25 protein-coding genes and 1 tRNA gene are annotated in these 23,934 nt (G+C 70.0%); 14 read left to right on the forward strand and 12 right to left on the reverse strand.

All coding sequences use genetic code 11. The features are described 5' to 3' along the window. Nucleotides 1-113 precede the first annotated feature (113 nt). The 4 genes from SY26_RS15895 to tsaD are packed head-to-tail and all read right to left on the reverse strand — an operon-like array spanning nt 114 to nt 2,807. A complete protein-coding gene (locus SY26_RS15895) occupies nt 114-533 on the reverse strand; it encodes an EVE domain-containing protein (protein ID WP_046001318.1) in 420 nt (139 codons plus the stop codon). Continuing rightward, nucleotides 533-805: a YciI family protein gene (locus SY26_RS15900; RefSeq protein WP_046001319.1), complete on the reverse strand. Its 273-nt coding sequence runs from the start codon at nt 803-805 to the stop codon at nt 533-535. Before SY26_RS15900 ends, SY26_RS15895 begins: the two co-directional genes overlap by 1 nt. Further along, nucleotides 805-1,743: an NAD(P)H-dependent glycerol-3-phosphate dehydrogenase gene (locus SY26_RS15905; RefSeq protein ID WP_046001320.1), complete on the reverse strand. Its 939-nt coding sequence runs from the start codon at nt 1,741-1,743 to the stop codon at nt 805-807. Before SY26_RS15905 ends, SY26_RS15900 begins: the two co-directional genes overlap by 1 nt. Beyond that, a complete protein-coding gene (tsaD, locus tag SY26_RS15910; RefSeq protein WP_046001321.1) occupies nt 1,740-2,807 on the reverse strand; it encodes a tRNA (adenosine(37)-N6)-threonylcarbamoyltransferase complex transferase subunit TsaD in 1,068 nt (355 codons plus the stop codon). Before tsaD ends, SY26_RS15905 begins: the two co-directional genes overlap by 4 nt. 66 nt (nt 2,808-2,873) lie before the next feature. Here tsaD and SY26_RS15915 point away from each other — a divergent pair, with 66 nt between their 5' ends. The 4 genes from SY26_RS15915 to SY26_RS15930 all read left to right on the forward strand — a co-directional run bounded on the left by SY26_RS15915 (nt 2,874) and on the right by SY26_RS15930 (nt 6,907). Continuing rightward, nucleotides 2,874-3,536: a uroporphyrinogen-III synthase gene (locus tag SY26_RS15915; protein WP_046001322.1), complete on the forward strand. Its 663-nt coding sequence runs from the start codon at nt 2,874-2,876 to the stop codon at nt 3,534-3,536. A gap of 99 nt (nt 3,537-3,635) precedes the next feature. Beyond that, nucleotides 3,636-5,021 (forward strand): COG4223 family protein, encoded by a 1,386-nt coding sequence (locus tag SY26_RS15920; protein WP_046001323.1) that lies wholly within the window; start codon nt 3,636-3,638, stop codon nt 5,019-5,021. Between the two features lie 10 nt (nt 5,022-5,031). Next, complete coding sequence (locus SY26_RS15925; protein ID WP_046001324.1) at nt 5,032-6,753, forward strand: heme biosynthesis protein HemY; 1,722 nt, start codon at nt 5,032-5,034, stop codon at nt 6,751-6,753. Between the two features lie 78 nt (nt 6,754-6,831). Continuing rightward, a tRNA-Thr gene (locus tag SY26_RS15930) sits at nt 6,832-6,907 on the forward strand. Between the two features lie 45 nt (nt 6,908-6,952). Here SY26_RS15930 and SY26_RS15935 read toward each other — a convergent pair. Both SY26_RS15935 and SY26_RS15940 read right to left on the reverse strand, forming a co-directional pair. Beyond that, nucleotides 6,953-8,386 (reverse strand): alkaline phosphatase D family protein, encoded by a 1,434-nt coding sequence (locus SY26_RS15935; protein ID WP_046001325.1) that lies wholly within the window; start codon nt 8,384-8,386, stop codon nt 6,953-6,955. A gap of 62 nt (nt 8,387-8,448) precedes the next feature. Continuing rightward, nucleotides 8,449-9,510, reverse strand: coding sequence for an ornithine cyclodeaminase (locus SY26_RS15940; protein ID WP_046001326.1), 1,062 nt, complete (start codon nt 9,508-9,510; stop codon nt 8,449-8,451). A 115-nt stretch (nt 9,511-9,625) separates the two neighbouring features. Between SY26_RS15940 and SY26_RS15945 the strand changes: the two genes are divergently transcribed. Further along, entirely contained in the window at nt 9,626-10,057 is a 432-nt protein-coding gene (locus SY26_RS15945; protein WP_046001327.1) for an Lrp/AsnC family transcriptional regulator, read from the forward strand. Here SY26_RS15945 and SY26_RS15950 read toward each other — a convergent pair. From SY26_RS15950 to secG, 3 genes are all read right to left on the reverse strand, one after another. Then, complete coding sequence (locus SY26_RS15950) at nt 10,054-10,749, reverse strand: MrcB family domain-containing protein (RefSeq protein WP_084693886.1); 696 nt, start codon at nt 10,747-10,749, stop codon at nt 10,054-10,056. The genes SY26_RS15945 and SY26_RS15950 overlap by 4 nt on opposite strands. Then, entirely contained in the window at nt 10,638-12,281 is a 1,644-nt protein-coding gene (locus tag SY26_RS15955) for a CTP synthase (RefSeq protein ID WP_045983291.1), read from the reverse strand. Before SY26_RS15955 ends, SY26_RS15950 begins: the two co-directional genes overlap by 112 nt. Nucleotides 12,282-12,429: 148 nt before the next feature. Beyond that, nucleotides 12,430-13,038 (reverse strand): preprotein translocase subunit SecG, encoded by a 609-nt coding sequence (gene secG, locus SY26_RS15960; protein WP_046001328.1) that lies wholly within the window; start codon nt 13,036-13,038, stop codon nt 12,430-12,432. Nucleotides 13,039-13,110: 72 nt separating this feature from the next. Here secG and SY26_RS15965 point away from each other — a divergent pair, with 72 nt between their 5' ends. From SY26_RS15965 to SY26_RS15990, 6 genes are all read left to right on the forward strand, one after another. Further along, nucleotides 13,111-14,541 carry a cobyric acid synthase gene (locus tag SY26_RS15965; RefSeq protein WP_046001329.1) on the forward strand — a complete coding sequence of 477 codons (1,431 nt, stop codon included), beginning with the start codon at nt 13,111-13,113 and terminating at the stop codon, nt 14,539-14,541. Nucleotides 14,542-14,636: 95 nt separating this feature from the next. Continuing rightward, nucleotides 14,637-15,593 (forward strand): 4-hydroxy-3-methylbut-2-enyl diphosphate reductase, encoded by a 957-nt coding sequence (gene ispH, locus SY26_RS15970; RefSeq protein WP_046001330.1) that lies wholly within the window; start codon nt 14,637-14,639, stop codon nt 15,591-15,593. A 68-nt stretch (nt 15,594-15,661) separates the two neighbouring features. Continuing rightward, nucleotides 15,662-15,991 carry a DUF1330 domain-containing protein gene (locus SY26_RS15975; RefSeq protein WP_045981390.1) on the forward strand — a complete coding sequence of 110 codons (330 nt, stop codon included), beginning with the start codon at nt 15,662-15,664 and terminating at the stop codon, nt 15,989-15,991. A gap of 63 nt (nt 15,992-16,054) precedes the next feature. Next, nucleotides 16,055-16,660 (forward strand): glutathione S-transferase family protein, encoded by a 606-nt coding sequence (locus SY26_RS15980; protein ID WP_046001331.1) that lies wholly within the window; start codon nt 16,055-16,057, stop codon nt 16,658-16,660. Further along, nucleotides 16,653-17,105, forward strand: coding sequence for a ribonuclease HI (gene rnhA, locus SY26_RS15985; protein WP_045981388.1), 453 nt, complete (start codon nt 16,653-16,655; stop codon nt 17,103-17,105). Before SY26_RS15980 ends, rnhA begins: the two co-directional genes overlap by 8 nt. After that, a complete protein-coding gene (locus tag SY26_RS15990) occupies nt 17,102-17,758 on the forward strand; it encodes a trimeric intracellular cation channel family protein (RefSeq protein WP_232303372.1) in 657 nt (218 codons plus the stop codon). Before rnhA ends, SY26_RS15990 begins: the two co-directional genes overlap by 4 nt. Here SY26_RS15990 and SY26_RS15995 read toward each other — a convergent pair. After that, entirely contained in the window at nt 17,755-18,153 is a 399-nt protein-coding gene (locus SY26_RS15995; protein ID WP_232303373.1) for a group III truncated hemoglobin, read from the reverse strand. The genes SY26_RS15990 and SY26_RS15995 overlap by 4 nt on opposite strands. Nucleotides 18,154-18,255: 102 nt before the next feature. Here SY26_RS15995 and queF point away from each other — a divergent pair, with 102 nt between their 5' ends. Beyond that, nucleotides 18,256-18,717: a preQ(1) synthase gene (queF, locus tag SY26_RS16000; RefSeq protein ID WP_046001333.1), complete on the forward strand. Its 462-nt coding sequence runs from the start codon at nt 18,256-18,258 to the stop codon at nt 18,715-18,717. A 7-nt stretch (nt 18,718-18,724) separates the two neighbouring features. On the opposite strand, the gene SY26_RS16005 is transcribed toward queF, so the two are convergent. After that, the gene (locus tag SY26_RS16005) at nt 18,725-19,552 is read right to left on the reverse strand and encodes a DUF6635 family protein (RefSeq protein ID WP_046001334.1); all 828 of its coding nucleotides are present in this window, start codon (nt 19,550-19,552) and stop codon (nt 18,725-18,727) included. Between the two features lie 201 nt (nt 19,553-19,753). On the opposite strand from SY26_RS16005, the gene ileS reads away from it, so the two are divergent. Both ileS and SY26_RS16015 read left to right on the forward strand, forming a co-directional pair. Continuing rightward, complete coding sequence (gene ileS, locus SY26_RS16010; protein ID WP_046001335.1) at nt 19,754-22,651, forward strand: isoleucine--tRNA ligase; 2,898 nt, start codon at nt 19,754-19,756, stop codon at nt 22,649-22,651. Further along, the gene (locus tag SY26_RS16015; protein WP_046001336.1) at nt 22,648-22,887 is read left to right on the forward strand and encodes a DUF3253 domain-containing protein; all 240 of its coding nucleotides are present in this window, start codon (nt 22,648-22,650) and stop codon (nt 22,885-22,887) included. Before ileS ends, SY26_RS16015 begins: the two co-directional genes overlap by 4 nt. Here SY26_RS16015 and SY26_RS16020 read toward each other — a convergent pair. After that, entirely contained in the window at nt 22,884-23,885 is a 1,002-nt protein-coding gene (locus SY26_RS16020) for a hypothetical protein (protein ID WP_046001337.1), read from the reverse strand. The two genes, SY26_RS16015 and SY26_RS16020, sit on opposite strands and share 4 nt — an antisense overlap. Between the last annotated feature and the right edge of the window lie 49 nt (nt 23,886-23,934).

A 23,934-nucleotide genomic window follows, 5' to 3' on the forward strand; every position in this document is an offset into this window, starting at 1 on the left:
CTATGCTGGGGGTGAGGGCAGAAGCCCGGAACCATCGCGGGGACGGGGTGTGCCCGCAGCGCGGCCGCGATCCGGCGCCTTGGCGGGCCGGTCGCGCGCCGCAACCGACGCCGTCAGCCCCTATCGCCTGCCAGTTCCAGGATCACCGTCCATTCCGCATCGCTGACCGGCTGCACGGACAGGCGCGAATTGTTCACCAGCACCATGTCGCGCAGCCGGGGTTCGGCCTTGGCCTCGTCCAGGCTGATCGCGCGGGGCAGCTTGCGCACCGCGCGGATGTCCACGCATTCCCATTTCGGGTCGGACGCGGTGGTGTCGGGATGGGCCGGGGCGATCACCTCGACGATGCCCACGGCCTCCTTGCCGATGTTGGAATGATAGAACAGGCCCAGTTCGCCCACCTGCATCGCGCGCATGTTGTTGCGCGCCTGATAGTTGCGCACCCCGTCCCATTGTTCCCCCGCGTCGCCTCGGGCGACCAGGTCGTCCCAGCCGAAGACATCGGGTTCGGACTTGAACAGCCAATGCGCCATCAGCCGATGACCTTGTTCCAGGCGATCACATCGACCGAGGCGAACAACCCCGCCGCCTTGTAGGGATCGGCCGCGGCCCAGGCCTGCGCGGCGTCCAGATCATCGGCGTCCAGGACGACCAGCGATCCGCACATCTGCCCGTCCTCCATCAGGGGACCGGCCATCGCCACGATGCCGCTGTCGCGGATATGGGCCAGATGGGCGTCGCGGGTGTCCAGGCGGACTTGCAGCGCACCGGGCTTGTCCCGGCAGATCACGGCGAACAGGGGCATCATTCCTCCTTCAGGGGTCGGCTCAGCAGGTGGTCCATGGCCTTTTCCACCGAAACGCGCCCCTCGGCAAGGCGGGCGACCATCGCGGCGATGGGCAGGTCCAGCCCGTCGCGCGCCGCCATCAGCGCCAAGGCGCGGGCGGTGGCGGCACCTTCGACGGTGGTCGCGCTGTCCCAGGCCGATCCCGACCCGATCGCACAGCCGAACCGGAAGTTCCGCGACCCCGCAGAGGTGCAGGTCAGCGTCAGGTCGCCCAGGCCGGACAGCCCGGTCAGCGTCTCGGGCCGCGCGCCCAGATGGATGGCCAGCCGCGTCATCTCGGCAAAGCCGCGGGTGATGATGGCGGCGCGCGCGCTGTCGCCCAGGCCCGCGCCGATCACCGTGCCTGCGGCGATGGCGATCACGTTCTTCAGCGCGCCGCCCAGTTCGGCCCCGGTCACGTCCGTCGTGCGGTAAAGCCGCAGGACCGGCGTCGACAGGCGGTCCTGCAGCACCTGCGCCGCGGCCCCGTCCGCACAGGCCAGCGTCAGCGCCGTGGGCAACCCACGCGCGATGTCGGCCGCGAAGGACGGCCCGGTCAGGACCGCCACCACCGCATCTGGCACCGCCTGCGCGATCAGCGCCGACGGTCCGGTCAGATGCTGCAGGTCGATCCCCTTGGCGGTGCTGACCAGCGCCTTGCCCGCCAGGCGCGGGCCCTGTTCGTCCAGGAACGCCCCCAGGGCCTGCGCGGGCAGCGCCAGCAGGATCGTGTCGCAGGCCAGCGCGGCGTCCAAGTCCTGCGTCACGGTCACCGCATCGGGCATGGCCACGCCGGGCAGACGCGGGTTTTCCCCCTGCCAGTCGATGCGGCGGCCCCACAGGGTCACCGGCCCGTTGGCGGTCAGCGCCACGGCCAGCGCCGTGCCGAAGGCGCCCGCGCCCAGAATGCCGATCATGCCTTGGCCCCCCGCTTGCCGCTGCCCAGCATGGGCGCGGCGCCCTGATCCAGCGGCCAGCGCGGGCGCGCCGACAGCGTCATGTCGTCACGCTGACCCATGCGGAACCGCTCGATCCCGGCCCATGCGATCATCGCGCCGTTGTCGGTGCACAGGCGCAGGGGCGGGGCCAGGAAACGCGCGCCGGCGCGTGCCGCGACCTGTTCCAGCGCCGCGCGAATCTCGCCGTTCGCGGCGACGCCCCCGGCGACGGCCAGCACCGGCACCGGCGCCAGCGCCAGCGCGCGGCGCGACTTTTCCGCCAGCACATCGGCGACGGCCGACTGGAAGGCCGCGCACAGGTCGCGCCGGTCGGCGGCGCGCAGGCCTCCCTGATCCGCGATCAGCGTGTCGCGGGCGCGCAGCACAGCGGTCTTCAGCCCCGAAAAGCTCATGTCGCAGCCGGGGCGGTCCAGCAGCGGGCGGGGCAGGGAGATGCGATGGGCGTCGCCGCCTGCCGCCTCGGCCTCGACATGCGGGCCGCCGGGCTGCGGCAGGGCCAGCAGTTTCGCGACCTTGTCAAAGGCCTCTCCGGGTGCGTCGTCGATGGTGCCGCCAAGGCGGGTGAAGGCGTCCGGACCGTCCACGCGCAGGAACTGGCAATGCCCGCCCGACACCAGCAGCATCAGATAGGGATAGTCGATCCCGTCGGTCAGACGCGGGGTCAGCGCGTGGCCCGCCAGGTGGTTCACTCCCACCAGCGGCAGGCCGGTGCCGGCGGCGATGCCCTTGGCGCACATCACGCCCGCCATCACGCCGCCGATCAGGCCGGGCCCGGCGGTGACCGCGACGCCCGTCAGCGCGTCCAGACCCAGCCCGGCATCAGCCAGCGCCTGTTCGACGACCAGGTCCAGGCGTTCGGCATGGGCGCGCGCCGCGATCTCGGGCACGACGCCGCCGAAATCGGCATGCAGGTCGGACTGGCTGCTGACCACGCTGGACAGGATGCGCCGGTCGCCGGTGACTACCGCGGCGGCGGTGTCGTCGCAGCTGCTCTCGATGCCCAGAAAGATCGTCTCGGTCATGGCTCTTGCCCGGGTGAGGGGGGACGCGTACCCACAGGGGCGTAACACCCGCCCGACAGGATGCCAATGCCGCCCGCGCCCCGCCCGATCCTGCTGATGACCCGCCCCGGCGACGATTCCGAGCGTACCGCCGCGCGGATCGGCGCGGATGTCATCGTGGCACCGATCCTGCAGATCGTGCCGGTGGACCATGACGGCGCGGCCTTGGCACGGGCGCCCGGTCTGGTCTTCACCTCGGCCCATGCGGTGGCGTCCGCGGGGCCGGGGCGCGGCCGGCCCGCGATCTGCGTCGGTGAACGCACGGGCCAGGTGGCGCGCGACGCGGGATTCGCGGTGATCCAGGGGGCGGGGACCGCCGACAGCCTGGCGCCCCTGATCGCGGCCAGCCCGGTTCCGTTGGTCCATCCGCATGGGCGGCACTTGGCACAGCGGCTGGCCGTGCCGGGGGTCGTGGTCTATGACCAGCGGCCCCAGCCCCTGACGGCCCGCGCCCGCGCGGCGCTGATGGGCGTGCGCCCTGTGGTGGTGCCGGTCTATTCGCCGCGATCGGCGCGGCTCCTGGCGGGGATGGCGGCGGGGGCGCGGGCGCCCTTGTGGGTGGTCGCGATCAGCGATGCTGCGGCTGCGGCCTGGACCGCGCCCGCCGCGCGCCGGGTGGTCGCCGACCAGCCGTCAGGGCGGGCGATGGATGCGGCAATCCGCGCGATGCTGGCGGCGGAACAAAGCTGAGATGGGCGGGTTGAGCGTTCAGCCCGCGCTGATTAGGCTGCGGCCGGCGCATGTGCCGCGCGACCGCCATCCATACGGGCACAAGACGGGGACAGGGACGTGAAGACACCGAAAGACACCACCAACGGGGACAAGTCCCCGGCCAACGAATCCACTACCGGACCCGAGATCCGCAAGATCCCTGCCCATGTCGGCGTGATCGACCACGCGCCCGTCGGCGCAGGCACCCCCGCGCAGGCGGGCCAGCCCGGAGAGGTTCGCCCCGCGTCGTCGGCCCTGGTGGGCGACGGCACCAATACCATGCCCGCGGCGGAAAAGAAGCCCGCGCCCGGCACGCGTGCGAAGGCTGCGCCGAAGGACACCCCCTTCGCCCCGACATCCAATCAGCCCAAATCCGATCATCCCAAGACCGACAGCGTACCCCCGCACACGACGCCCGCGAGAGCGGCGGCGCCGGTGCGCAAGACCGGCTTCTGGCCCGTGGTTCTGGGTGGCGTCGTCGCGGCTGGGCTGGGGTCCGCCGCCACGATCTATGCGCTGCCGCATCTGCCCGCGGGTTGGGTGCCTGCCGCGCCGATGGCGCAGCAGGGTGACGATCAGGCGATGATCGACGCAGCCGCGCAGGCCGGACGCGAGGCCGCCGAACAGGCGATCGCCGCGGCCCCGGCTGCCGGTGGCGTGCCCGACGATCTGATGCCCCGCATCGAGGCGCTGGAGGAGCAGGTCGCGGCCCTTGGTCAGCCCGCCCCCGAATCGGACGCCCCGCAGGCCGATGGCGACGCGACGCCGGCTGCTGGCACCGAGGAGCTTGCCGCCCTGCGCGACCGTCTGGACGAACAGCAGGCCCGCCTGGACGAACTGGCGGCCCGCCCGGCCTTCGACCCCGAGGCCGCAGCCGAATTGCAGCAGCAGATCGAGGCAGCCGCCGCCGAGGCGCAATCCAGCTTGGACCAGACCCGCGCCCAAGCCGAGGAGCTGCAGAGTGCCGCCACCGAAAGCACCCGCCGGGCCGAGGCCGTGGCCGCCATCGCCGCGCTGCAGACCGCGCTGGACGCGGGCGTGACGCCCGACCAGGCCCGCGAGGCTCTGGAAGGTGCGGGGCTGGACACGCCCGAAGCATTGCAGGCGCAGGTGCCCAGCCTGACCGAACTGCAGGCCGATTTCCCCGAGGCCGCGCGTGCCGCGCTGCGCGCCAGCCTGCGTGACACCAGCGCCAGCGGCGAGGGGAACCTGCTGACCAACTTCCTGCGCGCCCAGACGGGCGCCCGGTCGGTCGAGCCGCGCGAGGGCGACGATGCCGACGCGATCCTGTCGCGGGCCGATGCCGACGTGCAGGCGGGCCGGATCGACGCCGCGCTGACGCAGATGCAGGCCCTGCCGGAGCCCGCCACGGCAGCTCCCGCGATGGCCGACTGGCTGTCCCGCGCAACCGCCTATTCCCAGGCACGGGCGGCATTGTCCGACCTGTCCTCGGGCACGAACTGAGGGCCGCCCGATGCTGTTGTCACTGCTGAAAATCCTGTTCTTTTTTGCCGTCGTCCTGGCCTTGGCCCTGGGGGCGGTCCAACTGTCCGAAACCGGGCAGGTGCTGCGCATCGAATATGGCGGCATCGAATACGCGCTGTCGCCGCTGAAGGCGCTGGTGGCGCTGTTCGTGCTGATGATCGCCGCCTGGCTGATCTTCAAGCTGCTGGGGCTGGCACTGGCCGTCCTGCGGTTCCTGGTGGGCGACGAGACCGCCATCAACCGCCATTTCGCCCGCTCGCGCGAGCGCAAGGGCTATGCCGCCTTTGGGGAGGGCATGCTGGCCGTCGCCTCGGGCGAGGGGAAGCTGGCGCAGGACAAGGCCGCGAAGGCCGCAAAGTACCTGAACCAGCCGCATCTGACGAACCTTCTGGCCGCGCAGGCGGCCGAAACGTCGGGCGACACCGGCAAGGCCATCGGCATCTATCGCACGCTGCTGGACGACGACCGCACCCGATTTGTGGGCATCCGCGGGCTGATGCGCCAGAAGCTGGCCGAGGGTGACACCCACAAGGCGCTGCTGCTGGCGCAGAAGGCCTATGCGCTGAAGCCGCGCCACAAGGAGGTTCAGGACACCCTGCTGGACCTGCAGACCCGGGAGCAGGACTGGAAGGGTGCCCGGCAGACCCTGAAGGACAAGCGCACGCAGGGCGACTTGCCCAAGGACGTGGCGCTGCGCCGCGATGCCGTCCTGGCCCTGCAGGAGGCCAGCGACGTGCTGGCACACGGCAATTCCATCAGCGCGCGCGAGGCGGCGATCTCGGCCGCCAAGGCGTCGCCGGACCTGGTCCCCGCCGCCGTTCTGGCCGCGCGCAGCTATGTCGCGCAGAAGGATTACCGCAACGCCTCGCGGATCCTGGAGAAGACTTGGTCAGTGCGCCCGCATCCCGACGTCGCGGCCGCCTATGCCGAGATCGTTCCGGACGAGACCCCGGCCGCCCGCCTGCGCCGCTTTGACGCGCTGATCAAGAAGAACGCCGATCACGAGGAAACCCGCCTGCTGAAGGCCGAACTGCTGCTGGCCGCAGAGGACTTTCCTGGCGCGCGCCGCGCCTTGGGCGATCTGGCGGAAAAGCACCCGACGGTGCGGACCCTGTCCATCATGGCTGCCGTCGAACGCGGTGAAGGTGCCGATGACAGCGTCGTGCGTGGCTGGCTGACCCGTGCCCTGTCGGCATCGCGTGGACCCCAGTGGTGCTGCGACAAGTGCCACAATGTCATGCAGGCCTGGGCCCCGGTCTGCGACAGCTGTGGCGGCTTTGACACGCTGACCTGGCGCGAGCCCGAGACGCGGCACAGCACGACGTCGGCCACCGGGGCCGAGATGCTGCCCTTGCTGGTCGGTGCGCCTAAGCCTGCCGATGACGTGCCGGACCTGACCGAACCCGTGCAACCGCACCCGCCCGGCCCGGCAGAGCCCGAAGGCAAGCCCGCCCCGCGCCGGGTCGAGCAGGCGGTCGTCGCCCCCGGCATGGTCCCGCGCGAAAGCGACTATCGGGTCATCGACGAGCCGTCCTCGACCGTGACCACGCCGGAGCCCGTGCTGGTCAACGAGCCGGAGCCCATGCCCCAGCCCGCGCCGCTGCCCGAACCGGAGCAGGCTGACACCCCGGCCGCGGAACCGGTCATGGTCCGCCCCGATGTCGAACCGACGGATGCGGCGGACTGGACGGACACCCGCGCACGGCGCTGATCCGGTGAGGCGAATTTTTCGCAGCTGACCCCTTTTCGTCATGGCGCGAAGATGCTATCCGCGCGCCATGACCAGAATGCCGCAGTAGCTCAGCTGGTAGAGCACATCATTCGTAATGATGGGGTCGGGGGTTCGAGTCCCTTCTGCGGCACCATGGTCCGACAGTCAAAGGCCGCCCCATCGGGCGGCCTTTGTTGTTCTAGAGCGGCAGGGCAGGGGTGCGCCCGCTGTCCTCCAGGTCCCAGGCCGCCTGCCATGCGCCCTTGCGGCGGTCCAGCACCAGGAAGTTGCGCTGCGCGATGTAGCGGTGGCGCTGTCCGGGCAGCGGCCGGATGCGGATCGGATGTTCCGGCAGCGGGTCCTCTCCCAGCCAGGCCAACGCGCCCAGGAACCGGGCCCAGCCCTTTGGCGGCGCACGATGCGCGATGCCCGACGCCACCAGCTGATGCAGGTGCAGCCCGCCGCCCAAGTCCATCTCGGCCCGCGTGGCCAGGTGGATCTCGCCCGACAGGGCGGTCACGTCATGGCCGTCGCGGCGCGCCATGTCGCGCACCAGGCGCAGGATGCGGCGCCATTCGTCGCGATGGGTGCGGCTTTGCCACTGGTCGCGCAGGTCGTCCTCGTATTTCTGCATCCGCGGAATGGCCACCATCAGCGATTCCAGGATCGACATGCGCGGCCCCAGCAACGGCACGCTGGACATCAGCATGGTGCGGCCCTGCGTCTGGCGACGCGCCTCCGCGTCCATCATCTGCCAGCCGCCCGGCCCCATGATATCGCGCCGCGTGCGTTCGGACCGCATGTCGGGCGCCAGCAGCCGCAGGCCGGGCGCGTTGATCACCCAGCCCAGATGCCCGCCCTGCGGGTCGGCGAAGCGGGCGGGCAGATCGCCCGCCACGGTGCCGTGCTGGAACAGAAGGAAGCTGTCGCGCGCGGCGGCGAACAGCGCCTGTCCCACCGCCGATTCGGTGCGCGACCGGGGAAGCGAGCCCCACCCGTCGCAGATGTCGTGATCGTCCCACTGCATCAGCGACGGCACCCGTGCGGCAAGCCAGGCCAGTTCGGGCGCACCATAAAGCGCGGCATAGCGGTCGAAGAACCGCTGGCGCAGATGCGCGCGCAGCCCGTCCAGCGCCTGGGGCGACGGGCTGTCGGGCACGCGGTCGGGCCAGTCGTTGCTGAGCGGGTGGCCCTCGGTGACCTCGTCGGCATAGACCTGATCGCCACCATGCAGCAGCAGCGCGAAGGGCGCGCGGCGGTGGTCGTCGCGCAGGCGCGCCCACATGGCGTTGCGCTCGGACCCCTCGCGGTCCATGTCGCCGACCTCCTCGCCGTTGCACGAGACATAAGCCAGCCGCAGATCCCCGGTCAGATCGCCCGCGACCTCGAACCGCTGGCCATCCCAGTCATAGGTCGAGGCCCGGTCCGCCGGCAGCGCGAATCGCGCCCGCCAGACGGTGGCGCCGTCATAGCGGGCCAGCGCCACAGGCGCGACCGGACCTGAGGGCGCGGCGACCGGGGCCGGGGGCTGATCGCCCGGCATGATGAACAGGGCCGACAGCGACATCCGCCCCAGGGCGACGTCGTCAAGCAGCAGGATCGGGCCGATGGGGCGGGTGATCTGGATGGACATGCCGATCAGCTAAGGCGGAACCTGCGGCTTCGCAATTCGCGATCGTGCCGCAGGCGATCACATCAGGCGGCGTCCTGCCGGGGTGCCGCGCGACACAGCATGCCGAACAGGTCGCGCGGGTCGTCGGGATCGGCGATCATGTCCAGGTCCAGGAAAAGCCCCGTGCCCTGCAGGCGCTTGTGGATGTGGCGCAGGGCGCTGAAATCCTCGATCGCGAATCCCACGCTGTCGAACAGGGTGACCTGGTCGGCGCGGGTGCGGCCGGGCACGTGGCCCGCGATGACCTGCCACAGTTCGGTCACGGCATGGTCGGGGTCCAGCTGCTGGATCTCTCCCTCGACGCGGGTCTGGGGCGGGTATTCGACAAAGATCCCCGCGCGCAGCAGGATGTCGCGGTGCAGTTCGGTCTTGCCGGGGCAATCGCCGCCGACCGCGTTCAGATGCACGCCCGCGCCCACCATGTTGTCCGACAGGATGGTCGCATATTGCTTGTCCGCGGTGCAGGTCGTCACGATCTGCGCGCCCAGGATCGCCTCCTCGGCACTGGCACAGGGGACAACGCGCAGCCCGCGCCCGGCCAGGTTCGCTACGCATTTCGCGGTGGCGGCAGGGTCGATGTCGTAAAGGCGCACCTCGGTGATGCCGCAGATCGCCTTGAAGGCCAGGGCCTGGAACTCGGCCTGCGCGCCGTTCCCGATCATCGCCATCACCCGCGAATCGTGCGGGGCCAGCCAGCGGGCGGCCATGGCGCTGGTCGCGGCGGTGCGCAGCGCGGTCAGGATGGTCATCTCGGACAGCAGCAGCGGATAGCCGGTCGCGACATCGGCCAGCACGCCAAAGGCGGTGACCGTCTGCAGCCCCTGGCGCATGTTGCCGGGATGGCCGTTCACGTATTTGAACCCGTAATGCTGTCCGTCCGACGTCGGCATCAGTTCGATCACGCCGATGTCGGAATGGCTGGCGACGCGGGGGGTCTTGTCGAAATCGGGCCAGCGGCGAAAGTCGGCCTCGATCGCGTCGGCCAGTTCGACCAGCAGCGGCTCGATGCCCACGTGATGGACCAGCTGCATCATGTGATCGACGCTGACAAAGGGAACAAGCGCCTGGCGCGAGGGCGGGGTCATCGGTCTTCTCCTGCAGGGTTTCGTCCATGATGCTGCGCGATATGGGTCGGTTTCAACTGGACAGGCAGCAGGAATGGCGGGATCATTGCCCATATTGGCGGGGAATGGTGCCATTATGGACGATTTGGATCAGGCGCTGATCGCGCAGCTGCGCCGCGACGGGCGGGCCTCGGTGCTGCACCTGGCGGACAGGCTGGGCGTCAGCCGCGCGACCGTCCGCCTGCGCCTGGCCCGGCTGCTGGAGCGGCAGGAGATCCTGGGTTTCACCGCCATCACCCGCGCCGATGCGCAGGATGCGCCGGTCCGCGGCCTGATGCTGATCGGGATTGAGGGGCGGGGCGCAGACCGCATCATGGCCCGCCTGACCGCGATGGCGCAGGTGACGGCGGTGCATTCGACGAACGGGCGGTGGGATCTGATCGTGGACTTGGCGGCGGGGTCGCTGTCGGAACTGGACGACGTCCTGCGCCGCATCCGCGACCTGGACGGCGTCATGACATCCGAGACGAACCTGATCCTGTCCACCCGCCGCGCAAGCACCCGCTAGACCAGCGCGCGATACAGGTCCAGCATGCGCATCAGCGCCCTGTCGAACCCGTCCGGATCGGGCGCAGCCGCATCCCAACTGCGCGACAGGACGCAGCCGGCCTGATAGCCTTGCGGCAGCGTCGCGTCCGACCCTAAGGCGATGGGCCTCGTGTCAAAGCCATGTCCCGGCAGGCCGTCCCGCGTGCGTGCCGCCCGGTCGCGCAGATGGCGCAGGCCGGCGTCGTGGCCATGCTCGCGCAGCGCGTCCGCCGCGCCATGCTGCAGCGACAGCACGATCCGTTCATCCGGGGCGTTCACGAAGCAGGCGACGTAGAGCCCGTGGCGCATGCTGCGCGTCACATGCGGCGCGAACCACGCGACCCAGGGCACCGCCGCCCAACCCGGCGCGCCGGTGCTGGCCCGCACCAGCAGGCGTTCGGGACGCCCGGCCACCGCCTCCCGCGCCAGCGCCGCCACGTCGCGGCGAAAGAACCCGGCCAGCGAATGCCCGGCCACCGGTTCGACCCGCGCGAACGCATACCGCCGCGCCGTCAGGGACAGCGCGGCGGCAAGCCGGTCGGGGTCCGGCGCGGGCGCGGTCAGACCAGCCGCCCTTCCTCCATCGCCGCGCGGACGAAGCCTGCGAACAGGGGCGCGGGTTCGAAGGGCTTGGATTTCAGCTCGGGGTGGGACTGCACGCCGATGAACCACGGGTGGTCGGCATATTCCACGACCTCGGGCAGCTTGCCGTCGGGCGACATGCCCGAAAAGCGCAGGCCCGCGGCCTCCAGCTGCGCGCGATAGGTCGCGTCGACCTCATAGCGGTGACGGTGGCGGTCCTCGATCTCGGTCGCGCCGCCATAGACGTCCGAAATCCGCGACCCCTGGGACAGGACGGCGGTGTAGGAGCCGAGGCGCATGGTGCCGCCCTTGTCGTCGCCGACCTTGCGGCTGACGGTATAGTTCCCCTGCACCCATTCCTTGAGGTGATAGACGACCGGGGTGAACCGCGTCTGCCCGGCCTCGTGGTCGAACTCCTCGGAACCCGCGTCGGGCATGTCGGCCAGGTTCCGCGCGGCCTCGATCACGGCCATCTGCATCCCCAGGCAGATCCCCAGATACGGCACCTTCTTCTCACGAGCATAGCGGGCGGCGGCGACCATCCCCTCGGTCCCGCGTTCGCCGAAGCCGCCGGGCACGATGATGCCGTGATAGCCGTCCAGAAGATGCGCGCCCTCTCCCTCCAGCTTTTCGCTGTCGACCCAGTCTGCCTTGACGCGGACCTTGTTGGCCATGCCGCCATGGGTCAGCGCCTCGGCGATGGATTTATAGGCGTCCTCCAACTGGGTGTACTTGCCGACGATGGCAATGTTCACCTGCCCCTCGGCATGCTCCAGCCGGTCCATCACGTCCTCCCACCGCGACAGGTCGGGGCGCGGCGCGGGGCTGATCTGGAAGGCGTCCAGCACGGCACGGTCCAGACCGGCGCGATGATAGGCCAGGGGCGCCTGATAGATGGTCTTGAGGTCATAGGCCGGGATGACCGCATCGGGACGCACGTTGCAGAACAGCGCGATCTTGGCGCGTTCCTTTTCCGGGATCGGGTGTTCCGAGCGGCAGACCAACACGTCGGGGGCCAAGCCGATGGACTGCAGCTCCTTGACGCTGTGCTGGGTCGGCTTGGTCTTCAGCTCTCCGCTGGCGGCCAGATAGGGCAGCAGGGTCAGGTGCATCAGGATGCATTCGCCGCGCGGCCGCTCGTGGATGAACTGGCGGATCGCCTCGAAGAAGGGCAGGCCCTCGATGTCGCCGACCGTGCCGCCAATCTCGCACAGCATGAAATCGACCTCGTCGTCGCCGATCGCAAGGAAGTCCTTGATCTCGTTGGTGACATGCGGGATCACCTGGATGGTCTTGCCCAGGTATTCGCCCCGGCGTTCCTTCTCCAGCACGTTGGAATAGACGCGCCCGCTGCTGATGCTGTCGGTGCGGCGCGCTGCGACGCCGGTGAATCGTTCGTAATGGCCCAGGTCCAGGTCGGTCTCGGCCCCGTCATCGGTGACGAAGACCTCGCCATGCTCGAACGGGCTCATCGTGCCGGGGTCGACGTTCAGATACGGGTCCAGCTTGCGCAGCCGGACGGTGAACCCCCGCGCCTGCAGCAGCGCCCCCAACGCCGCCGAAGCCAGCCCCTTGCCAAGCGAGGATACGACGCCGCCGGTGATGAAGATGTAACGCGCCATGAGGCCCCCGTGATGTGCAATTCTGTCTTAGCGGGCCGTCCGAATGACGACGATCACGGGACCCACGAAATAACCGATTCGCCCCGTGGCCGCAACGGACCGCAAGTGGAAGGGGGGCGCCTGGCGCCCCCCGCAGTGGTGTCTGTCGTCAGTTCGCCGGTGCGGGCGCGGTGTCCGGGGTGGCGGGTTCCGCCGCGGCGTCGGGCGCCGCCGCCGGGGCCGTCGCGGCGGGTGCCGGGGCGTCGGGGGCAGGCGGGGTCAGCGCGTCGGCGGGTGCCGTCGCGGGTGCCTCTGCCGGGGTCTGGGCCGCGGGGGCCGGGGTCACGGCCGCGTCTGTTGCCGGGGCGTCCGTCGCGGGGGCCTTGGTCGCCGGGGCGTCGGTCGCCGCATCGGGGCTGGGCGGGGTCAGCGGGTTGCCCGCGGTCGAGGGCGGCGGGGTATAGGCCGGCAGACCCGGCAGTCCGGTCGCCGGTGCCTCGGTCGGGGCCTGGCCGCCGAACTGGTCCATGATCGAGCTGTTGTTGGCCTGGCGCGCCGCCAGGATCGTCAGCGCGATCGAGGTCGCGAAGATCGCCACGCCCAGGATCCACGTCACCCGGGTCAGCACGTTGGCCGCCTGGCGGCCCGACATGACGCCGCCACCGGCACCGCCACCGCCGCCCATGCCCAGCCCGCCCCCTTCGGAACGCTGCAGCAGGACGACCCCGGCCAGCATCACTGCCAGGATCAGATGGACGGTCAGGATGACGTTTTCCACGGCTTTCGGCCTTTCATTTGCGGACGCGCCTATCTAGTCACCTGTCAGGGTGATGGCAAGCAAGAGTGTCCGATGGTTGCGGTGATGATCCAGGGCACCGGCTCGAATGTCGGCAAGTCGATGCTGGTGGCGGGCCTGTGCCGCGTCGCGACCCGCCTCGGCCTGTCCGTGGCGCCCTTCAAGCCGCAGAACATGTCCAACAATGCCGCCGTCACCGCCGACGGCGGAGAGATCGGCCGCGCCCAGGCCCTGCAGGCCCGCGCCTGCGGGCTGGAGCCGCATACCGACATGAACCCGGTCCTGCTGAAACCCGAGACCGACCGCGGCGCGCAGGTGATCCTGCAGGGCAGCGCCATCGGCCGGGCCGAGGCGCGCGATTACCAGGGGCTGAAGCCTCGCCTGCTGGGTGGGGTTCTTGACAGCTTTGCCCGCCTGTCGGCCGCCCATGACCTGGTGATCGTCGAGGGGGCGGGCAGCCCCGCCGAGGTCAACCTGCGCCCCCGCGACATCGCCAACATGGGCTTTGCCCGCGCGGCGGGGGTGCCCGTCGTGCTGGCGGGCGACATCGACCGGGGCGGGGTCATCGCCCAGATCGTCGGCACCCAGGCCGTGATCGACGCTGGCGACGCGGCGATGATCCGCGGGTTCCTGGTCAACAAGTTCCGCGGCGATCCGCGCCTGTTCGACGACGGTTACCGGATGATCGAGGCGCGCACCGGCTGGCGCGGCTTCGGTGTCGTGCCGTGGTTCGCGGACGCGCACCGCCTTCCGGCGGAGGATGCGGTCGATCTGCGCGCCAGTGGCGGGACGGGACTGCATGTCGTCTGCCTGACCCTGTCGCGCATCGCCAATTTCGACGATCTGGACCCGCTGGCGGCGGAACCCGGCCTGCGCCTGACCATGCTGGCGCCGGGACAGGCGATCCCCGGCGACGCCGGTCTTGTGATCGTTCCGGGCACGAAATCGACCCTGGGCGATCTGGCCTTCCTGCGGGCGCAGGGCTGGGACATCGACCTGGCCGCGCATCACCGGCGCGGCGGGCATGTGCTGGGCATCTGCGGTGGCTATCAGATGCTGGGCCGGATGATCGACGATCCGTCGGGCGCGGACGGGGTGGCAGGGCAGGTGGCGGGGCTGGGCCTTTTGGACGTGACCACCGTCATGGCCCCCGACAAGCGGCTGACCCGCGTGACCGGCACCGCCCTGGGCCAGCCCGTGTCGGGATACGAGATCCACATGGGCCGCACCGACGGCCCGGACTGCGCGCGCCCCTTCGCTCATGTCCCCGACCCCGACGGGGCCATCAGCGCGGATGGCCGCGTGACGGGCAGCTATCTGCACGGGCTGTTTTCCGACGACGCGTTCCGCGCGGCCTTCCTGGCACGGCTTGGTGCCGCCTCGCGGCCGGGGTTCGAGGCCGGGGTGGATGCCGCGCTGGACGATCTGGCGGATCACCTGGAGGCGCATCTGGACGTGGCGGCCCTGCTGGCCGTCGCGCGCTGATCCACCATGCGGGCGCCCCCGCCATGCGCGCAGGGTGCAGCAGATGTGACCGCGTGGCGCTGGACGAAACCGGGTCGGCACGCTACCTGAGGGGCATGGAACAGATCAAAGCCCCCCTGACCCTGTATCTGGCCGCCCCGCGCGGCTTCTGCGCAGGCGTCGACCGCGCCATCAAGATCGTGGAACTCGCGCTGGAGAGATGGGGCGCCCCCGTCTTTGTCCGCCACGAGATCGTGCACAACAAGTATGTCGTCGACACGCTGCGCGACAAGGGCGCGGTCTTCGTCGAGGAGCTGGACGAATGTCCGGCCGACCGGCCCGTGATCTTTTCCGCCCATGGCGTCCCCAAGGCCGTCCCGGCCGAGGCGCAGCGCCGCGAGATGGTCTATGTCGACGCGACCTGCCCGCTGGTCAGCAAGGTCCATATCGAGGCCGAGCGGCACCACGCCGCGGGCCTGCAGATGATCATGATCGGCCACAGGGGCCACCCCGAGGTCCTTGGCACCATGGGCCAGCTGCCCGAGGGCGAGGTGATCCTGGTCGAGGACGTGGCCGACGTGGCCCGCGTCCAGGTCCGCGACCCCGCGCGCCTGGCCTTCATCACCCAGACGACCCTGTCGGTCGACGACACCGCCGCCGTGGTCGCGGCCCTGCAGGCGCGGTTCCCCGCGATCATCGGGCCCGCCAAGGAAGACATCTGCTATGCCACCACCAACCGCCAGGCGGCGGTCAAGGCGGTGGCGCCGCATGTCGATGCGCTGCTGGTGATCGGGGCCGAGAATTCCAGCAACTCCAAGCGTCTGGTCGAGGTCGGGCGTGCCGCGGGCTGCGGCTATGCCCAGCTGGTGATGCGCGCGGCCGAGATCGACTGGCGGGCGCTGGACGGTATCCGCAGCATCGGCGTGACCGCCGGCGCCAGCGCCCCCGAGGTGCTGATCAACGAGGTCATCGACGCCTTCCACGCCCGCTATGACGTGACCGTCGAGGTGGTCGAGACCGCCGTGGAACGGGTCGAGTTCAAGGTCCCCCGCGTCCTGCGCGAGACAGCCTGACCGAACCGGCCCCTTGCCGGATCGCCCGCCCCGGTCCTATCCTCCGGCCACAGGTTGGAGGACCCCACATGACCGTCTATCTGATTGCCGAAGTCACCGTCACCGACGACGCCTGGATCGCCCCCTATGCGGCGGCGGTCCATGACATCGCCGCCCGCCACAACGGCCGCTACCTGTCCCGGTCCGGCCATATCGAGACGCTGGAGGGCGAGGCCCGCGACGTCACCCTGATCGCGTTGATCGAGTTCCCGACCCGCGAGGATGCGATGGGTTTCGTCAACGATCCCGACTATGCGCCCCATGCGAATGCCCGCAAGGGCGGGTCCGTCAGCCATTTCCGGCTGATCGACGACAGCGACGCGGCCGGCAGCATCCCCTATCTTCCCGCGCCCGCCTGAGGCCCGCTGGCCTGCCGCGCCGATCGCGGCTATAGCGGCGCGGACAAGGCGGAAAGGGACAGCATGCGGCTCTATTCGATGCCCTCATCGGGCAACAGCTACAAGGTCAGGCTGCTGGCGGCGCTGACCGGCCAGTCGCTGGACCGGGTCGATTGCGAATACGGATCGGCCGCCCTGCAGCAGGCCAAGGACCAGGGCGCGCTGCCCTTCGGCAAGCTGCCGGCGCTGCGTCTGGACGACGGAACCACGCTGGCGGAATCGAACGCCATCCTGTGCTATCTGGGCGAGGGAACGGCCTATTGGCCCGCCAGCCGGACCCTGCGGGCGCAGATGCTGGGCTGGATGTTCTGGGAACAGTACAACCACGAACCGGTCATCGCGGTGCGCCAGGCGCTGGTCAGCTATCCCCATCGCGCGGCGGGTGCCACGCCCGACCGGCTGGCCTATCTGCTGGATCGCGGCCACGCGCTGCTGTCCGTGACGGAGGATCACCTAGCGACCCAAGACTGGCTGGTGGGCGACGCGGCCAGCTTGGCCGACATCTGCCTCTATGCCTATACGCACAGCGCGGGTGCGCGCGGCGGGTTCGACATGAACCGCTTTCCGGCCGTGCGCGGCTGGCTGGCGCGGGTGGCGGCCCTTCCGGGGCACGTGACCATCGATGGCTGAACTGTTCGCCTGGACCGACGGCGCCTGCAGCGGCAATCCCGGCCCCGGCGGCTGGGGCGTGCTGATGCGCGCGCTGGACGGCGCGAACGTGGTCAAGCAGCGCGAGCTGCAGGGCGGAGAGCCTGCCACGACCAACAACCGGATGGAGCTGATGGCCGCCATCAGCGCGCTGGAGGCCCTGACCCGGCCCAGCACCATCGTGATCGTGACCGACAGCAACTACGTCAAGAACGGCGTGACCCAGTGGATCCACGGCTGGAAGCGCAACGGCTGGAAGACCGCCGACAAGAAGCCCGTCAAGAACGTCGAATTGTGGCAGCGGCTTGATGCGGCGCAGGCCACCCACAGCGTCGAATGGCGCTGGATCAAGGGCCATGCCGGCCATGCCGAGAACGAACGCGCGGACGAACTGGCCCGCGCGGGCATGGCGCCGTTCAAGCCGTGACGGGACAGGTGATCGCGGGGCTGCCCACGCTGGTCTGGGTGCTGGACTATGCCTCGGTGCTGGTCTTTGCGCTGACCGGGGCGCTGGTGGCCAGCCGCGCGCAGCTGGATCCGGTGGGCTTTGTCTTCATGGCCGCGATGACGGCCGTGGGCGGCGGGACGCTGCGCGATCTGATCCTGGGCCGGGACATGGTGTTCTGGGTCGCCCGGCCGTCGCTGGTCGTGGTGGCCGCGGTGGCGGCGATGGTCGTGTTCTGGACCGCGCACCGGTTCGAAAGCCGTTATCGCCTGCTGCTGTGGCTGGACGCCTTTGCCCTGTCCGTGGCGGTGCCCGCGGGCGTCGCCGTGGCCCTGGCGGGCGGGTTCAGTCCGGTCATCGTGGTCATCATGGGCGTCGTCACAGGCACCTTCGGCGGGCTGATGCGCGACGTGGTCGGCAACGAGGTTCCGCTGGTCCTCAAGCAGGGCGAGCTGTACCTGACGGCGGCGTTTGGCGGGGCGCTGGCGGCGGTGCTGTTGGTCTGGATGGGCCTGGGCCGGGTCGAGGCCCTGGCCGCCTGCGGCATGGTCACCTTCGTGCTGCGTGCGGGCAGCATGGTGCGCGGCTGGAAGCTGCCGGTCTATCGCCCCCGCCCGCCGCGCACCCGCGGCTAGCGCAGGACGGGCGGCCCCGCGCGGCCCGCGTCGATGTTCTGCACCCCGGCGCGCAGCCCCTGGCCGATGCGATGCGCCATCTGCGACCAGGCGCGGGCCGACCAGGGCGGCAGGGTGCGGCGCAGCGCCTCGTCGAACAGCGTCAGCCAGATCTCGAAATGCTCGGGGCGGACGTTGCCCGCGGACAGGTGCGCGCGCATCGGGCTGCCGTTGTAGCCGGCCTTGTGCAGGATCGCGCCCTTCCAGAAGGCGGCGATGCGATCCTCATGCGCGGCCCAGTCGCCGACATGTTCGGCAAAGATCGGGGCCAGCACCTCGTGCCGCCGCACGGCGCCGTAGAAGACGGCGACGGTGCGGGCGATCTCTGCCTCGGTGATGTCGAAACGCGGGTCCATGCGCCGCATCTGGGGCAGGGGCGGCGCGGTTGCAAGGGGCCGCGTGCCGCCGTAAGGGGGGCCACCCGGTCGCAGCCCACCCGGACAAAACAGGAGCGAGCCATGAGCCACTATACCGACGCGCTGACCCAGCTGGGCAGCGACACCCCCCTGCCGCAGCACCCCGACCAGGCCGTGCTGGAACGTGTGCCCAACCCCCAGCCCGGCCAGACCTATGCCGTGCGCTTCACCCAGCCCGAATTCACCAGCCTGTGCCCGCTGACCGGCCAGCCCGATTTCGCGCATCTGGTGATCGACTATGTCCCCGGCGACTGGCTGGTCGAATCGAAATCGCTGAAGCTGTTTCTGGGCAGCTTCCGCAACCACGGCGCCTTCCACGAGGATTGCACTGTGGGCATCGGCCGCCGCATCGCCGACCTGCTGGAGCCGGCTTGGCTGCGCATCGGCGGATACTGGTACCCGCGCGGCGGCATTCCGATCGACGTGTTCTGGCAGACGGGCGCGGCGCCTGCGGGCCTGTGGCTGCCCGATCAGGGCGTGCCGACCTATCGCGGGCGCGGCTAGGCGGCGTTCAGCCGCGCCAGGATCGCAGCGCGATCAGCGCCGTGTCGATCACGTCGCCAAGGCGGGCCAGCAGGTGTTCGGGTTCTGGCGCGCCGCTGTCCGTCTCGGCGTCCAGCCGTGCCATCAGGCGCGACAGGCGCCGCCGATGGACGCCGGTCCACAGCTGGACCGGGTCCGCGATCAGCCCCGCGAAGGTGGTGACCAGCGACCCCGCCACGGCCAGCGCCACCCCGGTGGCGACGACCGTCAGCGGCGCGGTCTCCACCGGAAAGGCCCAGTACCACGCCCGCCCCAACGTGTCGCCCAGGGCGAAGTCGCGCACCGCGGCACCATGCGCGCGCATCTGCGCCATGGGCCCGGCAAGCGAGATCATGCCCGGTGTCGCGCGGTGAAACAGCGCGATCCCCACGGTCAGCACGATCAGCGAGGTCGTGATCTCGGCTACGGCATTGCGGGTGTCGGCATGGCTGCGGATGGCGCGGGCGATGCGGTCGGGGGACGTGTCCGGACCCAGGCCCTGCCGCTGCAGATCGGCGATCAGCGCGCCTAGGTCACGCTGGATCACCGTCGAGACGTCGGACCGCAGGAACACCCGCCGGCTGCGCAGCCAGCCGCCCGCCCGCGTGGCCCCCATCCGCGTCAGGGCCCAGCCCGCGCCCAGCATCAGCAGGGCCACCGGCGCCAGCATCACGTTCACCGGCGCGCGCAGCAGGTCCGCGCCGATCGCGTGGCGGTGCAGTGCCAGCGTGCCACGCGGTCCGTAGCGCAGTCGTGTGAACCGGCGCAGCGCCGCATCGCGACGGGTCAGGCGGCTGCGCAGGGGGGCGGGGGGCATCGGGCTCTCCGAAGGCGGTGGCCGCAGTCTAGCGGGACGGGGGCCCATGCGCTAGGTTCGGCGCTTGCAGCGCCAAGCGGCGCTTTCTATAGAGGGCGGATGAAATTTCCGGCGTTCGGATCTCGAATTAGCAGCCCGGTGGCGTGAGGTTTCACGCCGCCGGGTCAGTCTTGTCCGAACATCTCTCAAAGGAACGCCCCGATGGCCGACGCCACGCAGCCCGATTACCGCGATACCGTCTTTCTGCCCCAGACCGAGTTTCCGATGCGTGCGGGCCTGCCCGCGCGCGAACCCGAATGGCTGGAGCGGTGGGCGCGCATCGGCGTCTATGACCGCCTGCGGTCGACCGCGGCGGGGCGCAAGCCGTTCGTGCTGCATGATGGTCCGCCCTATGCCAACGGGCATCTGCATATCGGCCACGCGCTGAACAAGACCATCAAGGACATCGTCGTGCGGTCGCACCAGATGATGGGTTTCGATGCGCGCTATGTGCCGGGCTGGGACTGTCACGGCCTGCCGATCGAATGGAAGATCGAGGAGAAGTACCGCAAGGAAGGCCGCGACAAGGACGCGGTCGACATGGTCGAGTTCCGCCAGGAATGCCGCCGCTTTGCGGATGAATGGGTCGACATCCAGCGCGAGGAGTTCAAGCGCCTGGGCGTGACCGGGGCCTGGGACCGGCCCTATCTGACGATGGACTACCACGCCGAGGCCGTCATCGCGGCCGAGTTCATGAAGCTGGTGATGAACGGCTCGCTGTATCAGGGGTCCAAGCCCGTGATGTGGTCGCCGGTGGAGAAGACCGCCCTGGCCGAGGCCGAGGTCGAGTATCACGACCATACCAGCCACACGATCTGGGTGCGGTTCGGCGTGCAGGGGGATGGCGCCCTGTCGGATGCCAAGGTCGTCATCTGGACCACCACCCCCTGGACCATTCCGCAGAACCGCGCCGTCGCGTTCAACCCGCAGATCGCCTATGGCCTCTATCAGGTCGATGCCGTGGCCGAAGGCTCGACCGCCGTCGCCAGAGAGCGTCTGGTGCTGGCCGATGCGCTGGCCGAGGGGGTGATGGCGCAGGCCAAGGTCACGGGCTTCACCCGCGCGGCGGACGTGACCGCCGCCGATCTGGACGGGCTGATCCTGTCCCACCCCCTGCGCGGGGTCGAAGGTGGCGCGGGCGAGTGGGATTACGACGTCCCCATGCTGCCCGGCGATCATGTCACTGACGAGGCGGGGACGGGCTTCGTCCACACCGCGCCCAGCCATGGCGACGACGACTATCAGCTGGGCCTGCGCTTCAAGCTGCCGATGACCTACAACGTCGAACCCGACGGCAGCTATCGCAAGGACCTGCCGATCTTCGGCGGCGAGGCGATCGTGGCGCCCGACGGCAAGGACGGCCCGGCCAATGTCAGCGTCATCAAGCAGTTGGCCTGGGCGGGCGCGCTGCTGGCCAAGGGCAAGATCAAGCACTCCTATCCCCACAGCTGGCGGTCCAAGGCGCCGCTGATCTATCGCAACACGCCCCAGTGGTTTGCGGCCATCGACAAACCCTTGGACGACGGGCTGGGCCAGCATGGCGACACGATCCGGGCGCGGGCGCTGACCTCGATCGACCAGCTGGTCAAGTGGTGGCCCAAGACCGGGCGCAACCGCATCCATTCCATGGTCGAGAACCGCCCCGACTGGGTGCTGTCGCGCCAGCGGGCTTGGGGCGTGCCGCTGACCTGCTTCGTCAAGAAGGGCGCCAAGCCCACGGACGACGACTTCTTGCTGCGCGATGCGCGTCTGAACGACCGCATCGTCGCGGCCTTCGAGGCGGATGGCGCGGATGTCTGGTACAGCGCGGGCTTCAAGGCGCGGATGCTGGACGGGATCGCGGACGCGGAGGCCTATGAGCAGGTCATGGACGTACTGGACGTGTGGTTCGATTCGGGCTCGACGCACAGTTTCGTGCTGCGCGACCGCGAGGATGGCGCGCCGGACGGGATCGCCGACGTCTATCTGGAGGGCACCGACCAGCATCGCGGCTGGTTCCAGTCGTCCCTGCTGCAGGCGTCGGCCACCAAGGGCCGCGCGCCCTATCGCAACGTGGTCACGCATGGCTTCACGCTGGACGAGAAGGGCATGAAGATGTCCAAATCGCTTGGCAACACCATCGTGCCCGCCAAAGTGATCGAGCAATACGGCGCCGACATCCTGCGCCTGTGGGTGGCGCAGGCCGATTATACCGCCGACCAGCGGATCGGCCCCGAGATCCTGAAGGGCACCGCCGACAGCTATCGCCGCCTGCGCAACACGCTGCGCTTCCTGCTGGGGGCGCTGGCCGGGTTCGACGATGCCGAACGCATCGAGCCCGCCCAGATGCCCGAGCTGGAGCAGTGGATGCTGCACCGGCTGGCGCAGCTGGACCACCAGGTCCGCCAGGGCTATGCGGCGTTCGATTTCCAGGGCGTGTTCCAGACGCTGTTCCAGTTCTGCACCGTCGATCTGTCGGCCTTCTATTTCGACGTGCGCAAGGACGCCCTGTATTGCGACCCGGCGGACAGCGAACGCCGGCGGGCGGCGCGGACGGTGCTGGACCTGCTGTTCCACCGGCTGGTGACCTGGCTGGCGCCGATCCTGCCCTTCACCATGGAGGACGTCTGGCTGTCGCGCTTCCCGTCGGAGGATGACAGCGTGCACCTGCACGATTTCGCGCAGACGCCGGCCGACTGGCTGAACGAGCCGCTGGCCGCCAAATGGGAGCATGTCCGCCGCGCCCGCCGCGTGGTCACCGCCGCGCTGGAGGTCAAGCGGACCGACAAGACGATCGGCGCCAGCCTGGAGGCCGCGCCCGTCGTCCATGTCGAGGATGCCCAGATGCTGGCCGCGCTGAAGTCGGTGGCCTTCGCGGATGTGTGCATCACGTCGGATCTGTCGCTGACCGCGGACCCCGCGCCCACCGAGGCGTTCCGCATGGCCGAGACCCCGGGCATCGGCGTCGTCTTCGAGACCGCCGAGGGCGAGAAGTGCCAACGCTGCTGGAAGATCCTGCCCGATGTCGGCACGCATGCCCTTCCGGGCGTCTGCGCGCGCTGCGACGCGGCCTTGGGATGACCGATGACGACCTGCGCGGAGCGATCCTTGCGCAGGTCGCCCGGCTGCGGCCGGGCACGACCTGCTGCCCCAGCCGGATCGCACGCGATCTGGCCGAGGACTGGCGCCCGCTGATGGACCCGCTGCGGCGGCTGGCGCTGCAGATGGCGGCGGAGGGGGACATCGCCGTCCTGCAGAAGGGGCGCCCCGTGGGGCCCGATCCGCGGGGCCCGATCCGATTGGCGCGGCGGCGCTAGACCAGCCACCACCCCCGTGCCTTCAACTGGTTGCGAATCATCTTTTCCGGGGCAGGGGTCGGCCTGTCGGCAAAGATCGGGCGCACCTTCTGGCGTCCCTTGTCCTGATAGATCAGCTTGCGCGCAGGCTCCCATTCCCGCAGCACGCGCTTGACCTCCTTGGCAGCGACGGCGCCCTCCAGCGCGGTGATCGCGGCCTCGGGGTCGCGGGCATAGAGGAGCGGCAGCCGGCGGTAATGGCAGGTCACGTCGCCGTCCAGACCGTCCAGCGCAGGGCCGGGCCGCCCGCCGCCCAGGCTGTGGATGACCAGCGGCAGCACCGCCTGGTCCAGCCACGGGTCCATCACCTGGCAGGCCAATGCGTCATGCGGACTATCGCGCAGGGCCAGCGCCCAGGCCAGGAACCGCTGACCGAACTCTGCAGGGTCGGACCCGAAGAACCACCCCGCGTTGAAGTACAGATAGCGTTCCCAGTGTTCGTCAGGCTGCGACAGGTCCAGCGTGGGGGCGAAGGACAGTCCGAACCGGTCGTAAAGCGATTGCCAGATGCCGTGATAGCCCGGGCCGTAAAGCGGCGGCTTGGGCCAGGTCCCCTCGCGCCGCATCGAGGCGGATGGCCGGGCGAAGTCGAAGCGGACCCGGTCCAGCGGCCCGGTGATCAGCGTGTCGGTGTCCAGAAACAGGAACGGTTTGCCCGCAGGCAGGACCGACAGGGCCTCGATCTTGTTGCCCTGGGGATAGGAGGCGCCGAAATGGCGCGCGGTGAACGGCACGATCATGGCGCCGAAATCGGTCAGCAGTTGGCGGCACGGGTCCGATATGGCCGTGTCATGCCCGCTCCAGGCGCCGTCGGGGGTGGGTTCGGCGATGAACACCGTGCCCGTGAAGTCCGGGGCATGCGCGCGCAGGCTGGCCATGAGGATCACGGCTTCGAACTCCAGCCGTCCGGCCTGGGCGACGATCAGCAGATTGGGCTGCGTAAGTTTCCTGGGGGGCACCCGACATCCTTTGCGGAACGTGATCGGGTTCAGCCTAGCGGTTGTGCGG

Origin of the sequence: Paracoccus sp. 228 (genome assembly GCF_000967825.1) — a bacterium.
Classification (GTDB): domain Bacteria; phylum Pseudomonadota; class Alphaproteobacteria; order Rhodobacterales; family Rhodobacteraceae; genus Paracoccus; species Paracoccus marcusii.